Here is a 13,282-nt window from a genome sequence, read left to right as displayed (position 1 = left end):
AACTGATCCGTTATCCAGCCAAATCGTCGCACAATCAAGGCTTTAGGCTATTCCAGATGGCACATCAGTCCGCGACTGGGCGCCACCTCGTTCGCCAGCATCGCCAGATAGGCGGTTTGCAGGGCATCGCGCCCGTCCAGCCGCTCGACCTTCAGATAGGCGCTGGCGCCCGCAACAAATGCGGAAAACTGTTCATCGACCCGCGCGCGGAACGCTGCCGGCCCGATTTCCTTCATCAAGCTTTCGGCAGCAGTGGGGGCAAAGAAAAGCACCGGCTTGGGACCTTGCAGATCGTCTGCGCCGCCGCGTTCGGAGATATGGGTCGCTCCGACCATCGAACTAAACTTCAGATTGTCGCCCCAATGCGCGTGGATAGATGCAAGCAGCTGGCCATTGCCGGCAAAATCAACCGAGACAGTTGGCTTCGCGGCATCGGCAGCTGGCAGATCATCATAAGTCAGAACCTCGTCATAAAGCCCGGACTGCTCGACAAACGCCTTGTTGCCCGCCGACGTCAGACCAATGCGCCGGATTTCCGGGCTCAGGTTTTTCGCAACCATCGCCAGACCCAGTGAGGTTTTCGACGACGCGCTGGTCATCAGCAGCGCTTCTGCTCCGAACCAGTCATTCGAACGCATGAAATGTTCGATCAGGAAACTGGTGGTGAAGAGCGGCTGGAAGATGGCCCGCTCCGCCTCGAGCGGACTCTCGTCCTGCCCGAGCCGATGATATTGATTGTAGATGATCGCCAGCCCCTGCCGGTGCGCAGCGCCGTCGACGAAGCCGCCGTCCTGTACATTGGTCGGCGTGACCAGCAAATGGCTGGCCATCGGCAAATAGCCGTAGACCCGCTCGCCCACTGCAATATCAGCATTTTCCGAGGCCACCACGTTGGCAAACCCCCAGACCGGAACAATGCCCCAATCGTCATCGCCGGTCGGGAAGAAATTCCAGTAGCCAAAGCCGTCGCCGACCACAGCATAAGTGATATTATTCGCTGTCAGGGCATATTTTTCGACTGCCAGCAGGATTTGTCCATCGGTCAGGACTGGTAGATCAGCCTCGTGCCAGTCGCTTTGTGCGAGGTCCTCTTTCTTCACCCACAGACTCTGCATCATATCATCTCCATCTTCTTTTCCGGTTTGGCCCCAGCATAGGGACTGGAAAGCAGATGGCAAAAGCATTTGCCAAAAACGATCTGCCTGCTAGTTCTGCCGTTCGGGATAGAATATGCGCCATATGCGCTATCGGGGAGAAGTTTAGTGAGTGCAGCACCGGTTTCAGGTTTTGAAGCGGCGATCGTGCCCGTCACCAATATATCGGACTTTATCTGGGCCGGCACCTGGGAAGGGACCGAAATACTTCCGATACCGCCGATGGTGGTGATATTGCTCGGTGCAGGCATATATTTCATGATCGGCCTTCGCGGCTATCCGCTGCTTCGTCTTTTCCCGTCGCTCGCCGGACTGTTCAAAAAATCATCGAGCAAGGGCGCAGGCGAAATTTCTCCCTTCGCGGCCCTGTCCACAGCATTGTCCGGTCAGGTCGGAACCGGCAATCTTGCCGGCGTAGCCACCGCAATAACCCTCGGCGGACCCGGCGCAATTTTCTGGATGTGGGTGACCGCATTGTTCGGCATGGCACTGGCCTTTGCCGAAGGCTCGCTGGCCGTGCGCTTCCGCGAGCAGGCTGCTGACGGCACCTATCGCGGCGGCCCGATGTCCTATATAACCATCGGTCTCGGCCCGAAATGGACATGGCTGGCGATATTATTCTGCCTCGGCACATTATTCTCCGCTCTGGTTACCGGCAACGGCATTCAGGCCAATAGCCTCGGCGACAGCGCCAATGAATTATTCGGTGTCGAAGAATGGGTCGGCGGCGCGGTCGCAGCCATTGCGGTCTTCGTCGTCATCATCGGCGGCATCAAGTCAATCGGCCGGGTAGCAGAAACCATCGTTCCGTGGATGGCCGGTGCCTATTTGCTGATGGCCGCGATCGCGCTGATCATCAACATCCCTGATCTGCCGGAAACCTTCGGACGCATTTTCGGAGGCGCCTTCAACGCGCAATCGGCCAGCGGCGGCTTTCTGGGCGCAGCAATCATCATCGCCATTCGCGCCGGTGTCGCACGCGGTCTGTTCTCCAATGAAGCGGGCCAGGGATCGACCCCGATCGCCCACGCAGTGGCGCAAACCAATGACCCCGCAGCGCAGGGCCGTTTCGCAATGATGGGCACCTTTATCGACACCGTCGTCATCTGCACGATGACCGCGCTGGTGATGCTCACTGTCGCTGGCGACTTCACCCATACTCTGTCCGACGGCACGGCTGAAGTGGTGAAACATGCATGGCAATCGGATCTGAACGGCTTTGCCATGACGTCCGGCGCTTATGCTGCGGCCTTCCCTTTCCCCATTTTCGGTATTCCGGTCGGGACGCTGGTCGCGTCGGTGGCACTGATCCTGTTCGTGTTCACGACCCTGCTGACCTGGAGCTATTATGGCGAACGGGCGATCACCTATCTTTATGACCTGACTCCGGGATCGACCCTGAAGGGAGAAAACCGGCTGCATTTCACATGGCGGATATTATGGTGCCTGGTGATCTTCGTCGGTTCTTTCGCACCGCTAGAGCTGATCTGGCGTATGGGCGATATTTCCAACGCGGTGATGACCCTGCCCAATATCGTTGCTCTGCTTGCACTCTCCGGTGTCGTCTTCGCTCTGGCCAAAGGCAATCGCGCCGCCGGTATCGACCATGGCCGTGAAACACCGAAGGAATTGTTGGAAGAAGTGACGGGCGCACCGGGGCACTAGATGGTGGGTTTTCGGCGCGACGGCCAATTGGCCGTGCTTCACTTAACTCGGAATTATCTCCAACCAACCGAGCGAAGCGAGGCAAGCGCGACCGCGCGCCCGAGCTTATTTGAGGAAAGCCAAGGGCGCGGATGCGCCCGCCCGGCGACTGAGGTCTAAAAGACATGCTAAAACGCCTCTATGAATGGATGCTCGAAAAGGCAGCCCATCGGCAAGCCACGAAATGGCTCGCCGGAATCAGCTTTGCTGAATCCAGCTTCTTTCCGATCCCGCCGGACGTCATGCTCGCGCCCATGTGCCTGGCCAAGCCGGAGCGCGCTTACTGGTACGCGCTGATCTGCACCATTGCGTCGGTACTCGGCTCGCTGCTCGGTTATGCGATCGGCTATTTCGTCTTCGAAACGGTCGGCATGCCGATCCTGGAATTTTATGGTGCGGCCGAGAAATTTGACGTTTTTGCCCAGAATTTCAATGAACAGGGCTGGGTTGTCGTCTTGCTGGCCGGCTTCACACCATTGCCGTTCAAGGTAATCACGATCGCTGCCGGCAGCACCGCAATGCCGCTTTACATATTGATCGGTGCGGCGATTGTCGCCCGTTCCGCGCGCTTCTTTCTGGTCGCCGCCCTGCTCCGTTATTTCGGTCCGCCGATGAAGGCGTGGATCGACAAGAATTTCGCCTTGGCAACGACTGCTGTCGGCGTCCTGTTCGTCGGCGGATTTGCCGCTGTCCGCTGGCTATTGTGACAAGGAACAAAAGCTTTTAGCGGAACAGCTTTTTTTTAATGGTACAGAACCAAAGGATTTCCTAAGGCTGGACGATGAGCACAAGACAGATTTCAGACAGCAACGATCCTGTGATCGAGAATATCGAGCAGTTGATCAATCCGATGGCCGAAGGCGAGAAGCCGAAGGATCGCTGGCGGATTGGTACCGAGCACGAGAAATTCGTCTATTCGACCACCGACCATCACGCCCCCAGCTATGACGAACCCGGCGGGATCAAGGACCTGCTGCTCGCCATGCAGGACTTCGGCTGGAAGCCGGTCGAAGAGGGTGGCAAAGTCATCGCCATGTCGGGCACCGACGGTGCGATCAGCCTCGAACCCGCTGGCCAACTGGAACTCTCCGGCGCACCGCTGGAAAATCTGCACGAAACCTGCAACGAAACCGGCCGCCATTTGCAGCAGGTCAAGGCGATCGGCGAGAAAACCGGCACCGGTTTCCTCGGCATGGGCATGTGGCCGGACAAGACCCGAGCCGAATTGCCGATCATGCCCAAGGGCCGCTACCAGATCATGCTCAACCATATGCCGCGCGTTGGCAATCTTGGCCTCGATATGATGCTGCGCACCTGCACGATCCAGGTCAATCTCGACTATGCCAGCGAAGCCGATATGGCGCAGAAATTCCGCGTCGGACTGGCGCTGCAGCCTCTGGCCACCGCATTATTTGCCAATTCGCCCTTCACCGAAGGCAAGCCCAACGGCTATCAGAGTTTCCGCAGCCATATCTGGTCCGACACCGATCCACACCGCACCGGCATGCTGCCGTTCGTGTTCGAGGAAGACTTCGGCTACGAACGCTATGCTGAATATATGCTCGACGTGCCGATGTATTTCGTCTTCCGCGATGGCAAATATATCGACGCCGCCGGCCTCAGCTTCCGCGATTTCCTCAAAGGCAATCTGTCAGTTCTCCCCGGCGAGAAACCGACCATGTCCGACTGGACCGATCATCTTTCTACTGCTTTCCCGGAAGTGCGCCTGAAAAGTTTCCTCGAAATGCGCGGCGCCGATGGCGGTCCGTGGAACCGCATCTGCGCCCTGCCCGCTTTCTGGGTCGGCCTGCTCTACGACCAGACCGCGCTCGATGCCGCCTGGGACCGCGTCAAGGGCTGGAGCATGGAAGAACGCGAAGCCCTGCGCAACGGCGTTCCCAAGCTCGGACTCGACACACCGATTCCGAATGGCCAGACGTTGAAAGACCTCGCTGCGGAAATCCTCGACATATCGTCGGCTGGCCTGACCGCGCGCAACCGCCTGAACAGCAGTGGCGACAATGAAAGCGGCTTTCTCGACCCGCTGCGCGAAGTGGTCGCCAGGGGCAAATCCCCGGCGGCACAGTTGCTCGAACGCTATCACGGCGAATGGAATGGCGACGTCAGCCGGATCTATGACGAGATGAGTTTCTGATCACTGGTTGTCCGCAAAACTTAGCTTTTCAGTTTTAAAACCCTGAGTAGCCGGGTCGCCAAATAGGCAGCAGCGATGCCCAATCCAATCGCGACCGGTGTCATCCACCAGCCCATGAGTTCATGCGTGCCCGCAGGAACTTCCGACATCGCACCAATCACAACCGACATCCCCGATTCATCGGCCCAGAAACCGACAGCATCCGGATCGAACAGTTTATACATGCCGATCGCCAACAAGGTGGCGGACAGGCTGTAGCCCACTAGGCCTGTGGCCCAACGGAGCCCAGTGGTCGCACCCCTTTTCACTTTCTGAATAGCCCGAAACCCTCTGGGTGGCGGAGCACCCTTCAGGATATGATCGACATATTGTCCGGCCAGATCGCGCGGCTGGCCAAAGCCTTCCAGGATAGCCGAAGCATCGATCATCTCACCGTTCCCTTCGCGCATTTCCATCACATCGTAGATATGGCTCTCGATTTCGCGCAGCACGTCATCGGCATCCTCCTGGTCGAGGCGCGACAAGAAACGCATCAGCGATTGCAGGTAATTGTGGACCATCTCGCGGTCTGACATATTAATCTCCTTTCGGGCGGATCGGCCCCGGCCCGGGGTTGTTCAATAAGGTTTCAATATCTTCGATGGATTTCCGCCAGCGGATCGTGAGATCAGCCAGCTTCTCCTCACCCTTCATCGTGAGCCGGTAATATTTGCGGGGCCGGGTCTCTCCCTCTTGCTGCCAATGGGCGTCAACAAGGCCGTCCCGTTTCAGCCGGTCGAGCAGAGGGTATAAGGTCCCCTCGGTGATCGCCGTCGTCTCCAGAGACTGAAGCTGGCCGAGCAGTTCAAGGCCGTATAGCCGCCGCTCTTTCAACACCGCCAATATGACCAGTTCCAGCGTTCCCTTGCGGAGCTGGGCATCCCATTTTGACTCAATGTTCTTTTGCGATTCCATCATGATGCCTTGCTTAACATTGTTACTATGTATTGCAAGGTATAGTCTATAGCAAGGCTAAAACTCGAAAGCGGGCTGACTGTCGCTTTCATCCGATCCGGCGGACGCTTCTGCGCCTTCCAGATTGCCGAGCGTCAACCCGAGCAGCCGCACACCATTTTCCACTGGCATGATACTGTTCATCAGATCGCGACCGATGCGCGCAAATTCATTCTTGTCCGCGACATAATGATCCACCGATTGCGACCGCGTAACCTGCCGGAAATCCGCATATTTAGCCTTGAGCGTCACCGTCCGCCCGCGCGCTTCGCATTTCTCGATGCTGTTCCAGACGATATCGATAATATGCTCAAACGCGTCGTGCATATCATTGTCGCTGACCAGATCATCGCCATAGGTCCGTTCGCCGCCGACCGATTTGCGGATCCGGTTGGACCGCACTTCGCGATGATCGACGCCGCGCGAGGCGCGGAACAGATAGCCTGCCGACTTGCCGAAATGCTGGCCAAGAAAGGCCTCCGATTGCGCGCGCAGATCGGCGCCGGTGTGAATGTCGAGTTTCGCCATCCGCTCCGCCGTCTTCGGCCCGACGCCAAAGAAACGCCGCACAGGCAGCCCGGCGACAAAATCCGCCCCCTGATGCGGCTTGATCACGCAAATGCCGTCGGGCTTGTTCTGGTCGGAGGCTATCTTGGCGATGAACTTGTTATAGCTGACCCCGGCGCTGGCGGTGAGGCCGGTCTGCTTCCTGATCTCCGCCCGGATCATCTCGGCAATCCGGGTCGCATTGCCGATGCCCATCTTGTCCTGCGTGACATCGATATAGGCTTCGTCCAGCGACAAGGGCTCGACCAGATCGCTGTGCATGCGGAATATCGCGCGGATCTGCTGCGATACCTCGCGATAGACCTCGAACCGGTGCTTGACGAAAATCAGGTCGGGGCAGCGCCGCTTCGCGGTGACCGAAGCCATCGCCGAGCGCACGCCGAACACACGCGCTTCATAGGATGCCGCCGCGACAACCCCGCGCTTGGAGGAACCGCCCACCGCCACCGGTTTGCCTCGCAATTCGGGAAAGTCCCGCTGCTCGACACTGGCAAAAAACGCATCCATGTCGATATGGATGATCTTGCGCTGGAGCAGATCGGGAGTGGAATCGGACATCCGGTCAACCTAGCGCCTGTTTCCCCGCTTGGGGAGCGGCTACATTTCCTCGCTCAACGATTTCCGATAGCTGTCGATCAGCTCGTCGCTGGCATTGACGCGGATCGTCTCGTCCAGACCCGCGCGCATCCCGCAACTCATGAAATCCCCTGCTTCGGGATATAGTTCATAATCCGGACGCCCGTTGGCAAATATCTCCAGCCGATTGTCCAATATCCGGAAGATCGGTATCACGCGTCCTTCCGACACCGGGATATACCAGCCCGATTCCTTGTCGAAATAGAGATGCGAAGCGTAGATGCTGCACAAATGGGCGTTGGCACCCACCGAGCTACCCTTGATCTCGTAAAGCCCGTCATCCGCCCGCTCGATCAATATCTCGGTCATCGAGGCACCAACCAATATAGGCGAGATCCGGGCGAAAAGCTCGGACTCCACAACAGCAGCGGGAAGCGGCAGCACATCGTCGATGAACAACGCCGCCTCTCCGCGGGCCAGCCATTGGTTTTCGCCGAGCAAGCCAAGAAGCTGCCCCTTGCGGTCGCTATAGCTTTTCCGGATGCAGCCCGAGGGAGATTCGGCCACACCGCATTGGTTACGCTGCTTCAACCAGGCCCGCTGGCTTGCGATGACGCCGGAATCAATGCTCTTCGCGCGTTTGTACAAGATCGCAATATCGCGATCAGCCACGCGCAAATCGCCCGCATATTCGCCACAAACTTCCCGTTCGACCTTGCTGACCGCCTTGGCGCAGTCGAAGGACGGCTGCGCTTCCACTGCTTTCTGTCGGGCTGTTTCTGCCATCAGATAGCGCGCTTCCTCCGCGGTAATATTTACATCGCTGCCGCTGCCGCGCAGGACGACGGCGCCGCGAAATTCGGCCTGCGCCAGATAGGATAATTGTCTTGGCGCGAGAATCGTCTGGTCCAGAATGGCGCCGGTCAGTTCGACATCATACAGGCCAAAGCTGTGCAGCGTGGCTCCGGAGAAATCCGTTCCGTTTGCGCTCATCTTGACCCCGCCCTGATAAACCGGACAGCCATCGGGCACCGTGATCCCGCATGCAAAGGTGAAGCCACTCATATCGGCCCCGTCGATATTCCATCCCTCGACACTGCCTTCAAACCAGCCGCCGTCGAAATGACCGCCGCTGAAGTCCGCATTTTGAGCGGCGACGTCGGAGAGATTTGCATTGCGCAGAAATATCGCGGGCATGATCGCACCGCGCATATTCGATCCGCTCAGATCCGATTTGATGAAACCAATGCCTCGTGCCTGCACGCCAGCAAAATTGGAATCCGTCAGCTTGCTATTGTCGAAGCAGATATTGGCAAGCAGGATTTTGGAAAAATCCCAGCCCGAAAAATCGCCGCCGTTGATGATTTTCAGACCGGCCTCCCGCGTACCGGTCATTCGCAGGAAGTCGGATGGGGTCTGTATCGACGCGCCATTGATTTCACGGTGAGGCGCATCGGTAAAGTCCTCGGCCCATATATCGCCATAGGCGGACTGGCAGCCAAATTCTGATTGTGACTCTGCCGCTTCAGCGCTGGCTACGCTCGCGCCGCCCAGCGCCATCCCCGTGAATACCAGTCGCAGCAACATTCCGCTCTTCATGCAATTTCCTCCACTTTCCGGTCTGTAATTGCATCCGGATTATCATTTCGGCTATAGCCACAACCAGCCGACCTTGCCATAGGCCGCAGGTGCAAAACAAAGCCCTCCCCTTTCCGATCGGCCGCACCGAGCTTATCATCATGATGGCCAGCCTGATGTCGCTGAATGCGCTGGCGATCGACATCATGTTGCCTGCGCTTGGCTTGATCTCCGACGATTTTGCCTTGCCCAATGTCAATGACCGGCAATGGACCATCACCTCCTATATTTACGGCATGGCGATCGGGTCGATATTATACGGTTCGCTGGCCGACCGCTATGGACGCAGGCCGGTGCTGCTGGTGACCATCTCGATATATACCGTCTTTGCTCTATTGTGCGCCCTCGCCTGGGATTTCGAACTGCTGTTGATCGGTCGCTTCATTCAGGGGCTAGCCGCCTCGGCCATGGGCGTGCTGGCGAACAGCATCATCCGCGATCGCTACGAAGGCGATGCCATGGCCCGCTCGATGTCGACGATCATGATGGTGTTCATGATCGTCCCGATCACCGCGCCGCTGCTCGGGCAGCTGGTTCTCATGGTGGCACCGTGGAAGGCAATATTTCTGGTGCTCGCCAGCGCCGGGCTGGCGACATTCCTTTGGGTGATGACGCGACTGCCCGAGACCTTGCACCCTGAACATAAAACGCCGATCAGGGCCCGGTCCATCGCATCGGCATGGTATGGTGTTATCTTCAACCGCAACAGCTTCGGCCATGTCATTGCCAGCGGCCTGATGATGGCCCCGCTGTTCGCCTATATCGCTTCGGCCCAGCAGATATTCTTCGACATATTCGATGCCGGCGATATATTTGCCTATATTTTCGCCCTGAATGCGGGTGCGATGTCGGTCGCCAGCTTTACCAACTCGCGCATCGTCATGCGCTTTGGCGCGCGGCGTGTGTCGCAATCCGCGCTGATCTTTTTCATTCTGGTGTCGATCGTCCATTTTGCTCTCGCCGAGGCCGGGGTGGTCAATCTCTGGGTCTTCATGGCGCTGCTTGTGCCTTCGATGGGAATGGTCGGTTTCACCGGAGCCAATTTCAGCTCCATCGCGATGCAGCCGTTCGGCAAGACCGCCGGCGTTGCGTCCTCCTTCCAGAATTTCACCCGTTCCGGTCTGTCGGCAATGATCGGCGCAGCGATCGGGCTGCAATTTGACGGCACGATCCTGCCCCTCGCTACCGGCTTCCTGGTCTGCGGCGTCGGATCACTGGCGTTTATTTTCTGGGCCGAAAAAGGTACATTGTTCCGTCGTGTTCAGACGGGCGTAACCGCCAGCGATCTATTGCCTCGTTCCTGAACATCGAAACACCAGCAAGGGAAGACATCCATGTCGACAAGAACCTCCGGCAGAATAGCAGCGGCCCTGATACCCGCAGCCATGGCTTTTGCCACCCCTGCGCTGGCAGCGGATTCGATTCAAGGCGACTGGATCACCCAAGACCGCGATGCCATCGTCAAAATTTCCAAATGCGGCACGACAGTTTGCGGCCGTATCTACAAATATCTGGTAACCCCGCCCGATGGGGCCGGACAGAAGGATATCAACAATCCCGACAAGAAACTGCGCAACCGCACTTTGCTCGGCATGGCGATATTGACCGGATTCACGCCCGACGGCAAAATCTGGCGCGGCAAGGTCTATGATCCGAAAAGTGGCAAGAGCTATCGCTCGGAAGTCAGCCTGAATTCGGCGAATAGTCTGAAGATGAAAGGCTGTGTCGCCTTTTTCTGTCAGGGCCAGAACTGGACCCGCGCGAAGTAATTTTTTCCCGGCCTGTGCCAGGAAACAAGCCGTTCACGCTGTTCTTCAGTCCTCGACCTTTGGCCCGTTGCGACCTTCCAGCCACCGGTCCTTCAAAGGCACGTCTACCCAGTGGTGGCGTTCGCTTTCCCACACACTGCGCGATGGAGCCGGGAGATCATCTCCCTCAAAACAGCCCGTCGCAATCCCGACGCCGTCAGGATGAGACGGCGTGAGCCAGTAAACCGTGGTGCCGCAGTCCGGGCAAAAGCGGTTCTCGAATGGCGAGCCGCTAGTGCCGGTTCTCACATATTGCTTTGATGTTCCGGCAATGCTGCAATCACCCAGCTTGAAATAGGCGCCGACACCAAAGGGAGCACCGGTCCGCTGCTGACAGCCGCGACAATGACACATCACCACCGCATAAGGCTCACCCGTCGTTGTCACTTGCAATTGGCGGCAATGGCAATGGGCGATCCTGTTAGTCATTATATGTCCCTATTCCATCTCCGCAATCCACTGGCTGAGCAGTGCCACGCCCTCGTCATGGACGATTGATCGGCCCACTTCCGGCATACTGATGCCGGGATCGAGGCTGTTCAGACGGTAGATCATGATGCTGCCGTCCGGATCGCCGGGAGCGATATCGAAATCATGGTTGCCGCTGCCCCGTCCGGCCGCAACCGGACGCTTGTTGATCCCGAAGCGGACCGGCATTTTTTCTTCATAGGTCAGGAACAGGCCGGAGTTGCTCGCCGAGCCGTTTATATTGTGACAATGGGCGCAATTGACATCGAGATAGCCACGCGCACGGTCGTTCAGCGGCGCGCTGGTCTCTCCCCAAACCGGCACGCGATATTCGACCTTGGGTTCTTGATCGATCAAACCGAGCCTGGCAAAATCCGCAAGCTGCCCGTCATGGGTGAGATTGCGCGCCTTGGGCCCGATCGGGACCACCGCATCCGACAAGGCGTGACATTCCTTGCACTGGTTCTTGTTTGGCACACCATAGTTGATCGAGCGTTTCTTGCCCGACGGGTCGGTGAAGTTAACCGCAATGCGCGCGCCAGCGACTTTCAACCTGGCCTCGGTCTGCTCTTCATTCCAGACATAGGGCAGTGCCAGCCAGCCATCGGCACGGTGCAGCAACACCCGTGTCTCGAGCAGGCGCGGCTTGCCGTCGATCTCGTAGCCGAAGCTCTTGATCAAAGCCGAGCCGACCGGAAAGTCGAACATTCCGTCGCCGTTCGCCTTCGCCTGCGGTCCCTCCGGCACATAGATGAACCGGTATTTCTCCGCATAATCGGTGAACAGAGGCGTGTTGAGCGAATAAGGCACAACCCGCTCATTGGGTTGCCACGCCGCCGCATCCTTGAAGAAGCCATAGTCCGACAGGCTGCGCGGCAGACCGTCGGACAGGATCACCGAATCGGCGACGCCGGCAGGTTCGCTGGCACCTGCCGACAAGGCCAGCACCGCCATCGCACAAGCAGATACCAGCAACCGCATTATCGGATCGCGGCTTCCATCGCTGCGGGCATGACAACCGGTTTCAACTGCCGGCCGTCAAAGGGTTCAGCAGCGCCTGCGACCAAAGCCGGTTTTGCCTCGGTCAGTGGTTGGCCCGGTGCGGTCAGGCCAAGCGTCATGACCGGAACATCATCTCCGATCAAGATATTTTCGCCGGTACCATCTTCGATAATCGGCGGAATCGCCCCGCCAAAGGCCGCTTTCAACAAATCCCCTCCCGGAAAGGCCGGCTTATAGCCTGCCCGGCCATGTTTATTCTCGAACACCCGCACGCCAATCGGCTTCGGATTGTAATTCGGATCATTTTGCCCCTTGGTATAGGAGACGATCAGGATATTGCCGGTGCCGTTTTCGGCGATGATATTGTCAAACACCTCCACCTCGTAATGTGACATCACCATGATCCCCATGCCGGTGGGTACGCCAGCGACAATATTGCCTTCGGGGGCAAAATTGGGGGTGTTGTTGTCGACCACGATATTGTCGAATACGCGGACATTGCGGCCACCCTGTTTCGGAATATTCGGCAGATCGAAGACCAGTATCCCGCCGGTATTGTTGACTGCGATATTATTATAGACGTCGGCCCCGATGCTATTCTCGATCTCGATCCCGGCGACATTATATTTCGCCACGCTGTTGCGGACGATGATATTTTCCGACTGGCCGACATAAATACCCGCGTCGGAAGACCCTATCGTGGTGACGCTGTCGACCAGCACATTCGTACTTTCGACCGGATAGATCGCATAAGCGCCATTTTCGGCATGCGGTCCGCGAGTCCATTCCACGCGGATCTTGTAATAGACGATATTGTCCGCACCCTTCGACTTGATGCCGTCGCCCTTGCTGTCCTCGATCGCAAAATCGCGCAATATGACATTGTCGGAAGTGACCAGCAGGCCTTCGCCCGCACCCAGTTGCCCGGCAAAATTGAGAACGGTCTGATCCATACCGGCGCCGCGGACGGTAACACCGTCGACATCGAGCGAGAGACCGTCAACCAGATCGAACCGGCCAGCGCCCAGTTCAACGACATCACCAGGTTCCGCGAGAATCAGGGCTTCCTGAAGCCGTTCCTGCGCATCTGCGCCAGGGGCGACAGTGACCGTTTTTGCGAGTGTCGGGGCGCTCAGGCAAAGCGCGGTGGCAACCAGTAAACTGCGTATCATATCTCTCTCCTCCAAGAATGAAGGATAATGCCGCAAAAATCAGCC

The 13,282-nt window shown here is 57.7% G+C and carries 13 protein-coding genes; 5 read left to right on the top strand and 8 right to left on the bottom strand.

What is annotated here, in order from left to right; genetic code table 11:
* Positions 1 to 47: 47 nt before the first annotated feature.
* A complete protein-coding gene (locus AAC060_RS03525) occupies positions 48 to 1,118 on the bottom strand; it encodes a DUF2855 family protein (protein ID WP_339822930.1) in 1,071 nt (356 codons plus the stop codon).
* A 144-nt stretch (positions 1,119 to 1,262) separates the two neighbouring features.
* On the opposite strand from AAC060_RS03525, the gene AAC060_RS03520 reads away from it, so the two are divergent.
* The 3 genes from AAC060_RS03520 (at position 1,263) to AAC060_RS03510 (ending at position 5,013) form a co-directional block, all read left to right on the top strand.
* The gene (locus AAC060_RS03520; protein ID WP_339822928.1) at positions 1,263 to 2,819 is read left to right on the top strand and encodes an alanine/glycine:cation symporter family protein; all 1,557 of its coding nucleotides are present in this window, start codon (positions 1,263 to 1,265) and stop codon (positions 2,817 to 2,819) included.
* Positions 2,820 to 2,983: 164 nt separating this feature from the next.
* A complete protein-coding gene (locus AAC060_RS03515) occupies positions 2,984 to 3,565 on the top strand; it encodes a YqaA family protein (RefSeq protein ID WP_339822926.1) in 582 nt (193 codons plus the stop codon).
* 74 nt (positions 3,566 to 3,639) lie between these two features.
* On the top strand, positions 3,640 to 5,013 hold the full coding sequence (locus AAC060_RS03510) for a glutamate--cysteine ligase (RefSeq protein ID WP_339822924.1): 1,374 nt from the start codon (positions 3,640 to 3,642) through the stop codon (positions 5,011 to 5,013).
* A gap of 20 nt (positions 5,014 to 5,033) precedes the next feature.
* On the opposite strand, the gene AAC060_RS03505 is transcribed toward AAC060_RS03510, so the two are convergent.
* From AAC060_RS03505 to AAC060_RS03490, 4 genes are read right to left on the bottom strand one after another with little or no spacing between them, the layout of a single operon-like run.
* Positions 5,034 to 5,588, bottom strand: a complete 555-nt coding sequence (locus AAC060_RS03505; protein ID WP_339822922.1) for a hypothetical protein — start codon at positions 5,586 to 5,588, stop codon at positions 5,034 to 5,036.
* A 1-nt stretch (position 5,589) separates the two neighbouring features.
* Entirely contained in the window at positions 5,590 to 5,970 is a 381-nt protein-coding gene (locus tag AAC060_RS03500) for a PadR family transcriptional regulator (protein WP_339822920.1), read from the bottom strand.
* Between the two features lie 54 nt (positions 5,971 to 6,024).
* Positions 6,025 to 7,131, bottom strand: coding sequence for a DNA polymerase IV (dinB, locus tag AAC060_RS03495; RefSeq protein WP_339822918.1), 1,107 nt, complete (start codon positions 7,129 to 7,131; stop codon positions 6,025 to 6,027).
* Positions 7,132 to 7,170: 39 nt separating this feature from the next.
* Positions 7,171 to 8,748, bottom strand: coding sequence for a pentapeptide repeat-containing protein (locus tag AAC060_RS03490; protein ID WP_339822915.1), 1,578 nt, complete (start codon positions 8,746 to 8,748; stop codon positions 7,171 to 7,173).
* 89 nt (positions 8,749 to 8,837) lie between these two features.
* On the opposite strand from AAC060_RS03490, the gene AAC060_RS03485 reads away from it, so the two are divergent.
* On the top strand, positions 8,838 to 10,091 hold the full coding sequence (locus AAC060_RS03485; RefSeq protein ID WP_339822913.1) for a multidrug effflux MFS transporter: 1,254 nt from the start codon (positions 8,838 to 8,840) through the stop codon (positions 10,089 to 10,091).
* Between the two features lie 30 nt (positions 10,092 to 10,121).
* Positions 10,122 to 10,556 carry a DUF2147 domain-containing protein gene (locus AAC060_RS03480; protein WP_339822910.1) on the top strand — a complete coding sequence of 145 codons (435 nt, stop codon included), beginning with the start codon at positions 10,122 to 10,124 and terminating at the stop codon, positions 10,554 to 10,556.
* A 45-nt stretch (positions 10,557 to 10,601) separates the two neighbouring features.
* Here AAC060_RS03480 and AAC060_RS03475 read toward each other — a convergent pair whose 3' ends face one another.
* The 3 genes from AAC060_RS03475 to AAC060_RS03465 are packed head-to-tail and all read right to left on the bottom strand — an operon-like array spanning position 10,602 to position 13,237.
* Entirely contained in the window at positions 10,602 to 11,024 is a 423-nt protein-coding gene (locus AAC060_RS03475; RefSeq protein ID WP_339822908.1) for a GFA family protein, read from the bottom strand.
* A 9-nt stretch (positions 11,025 to 11,033) separates the two neighbouring features.
* Positions 11,034 to 12,044, bottom strand: a complete 1,011-nt coding sequence (locus AAC060_RS03470) for an SO2930 family diheme c-type cytochrome (protein WP_339822907.1) — start codon at positions 12,042 to 12,044, stop codon at positions 11,034 to 11,036.
* A complete protein-coding gene (locus AAC060_RS03465) occupies positions 12,044 to 13,237 on the bottom strand; it encodes a parallel beta-helix domain-containing protein (RefSeq protein ID WP_339822905.1) in 1,194 nt (397 codons plus the stop codon). The genes AAC060_RS03470 and AAC060_RS03465 overlap by 1 nt, the downstream gene beginning before the upstream one ends.
* Positions 13,238 to 13,282: the final 45 nt, after the last annotated feature.

It is taken from the genome of uncultured Parasphingorhabdus sp. (assembly GCF_963975555.1).
Taxonomy (GTDB): Bacteria; Pseudomonadota; Alphaproteobacteria; order Sphingomonadales; family Sphingomonadaceae; genus Parasphingorhabdus.
The sequence above is the reverse complement of the archived record's forward strand: the minus strand, read 5'-3'. Positions and strand labels throughout refer to the sequence as shown.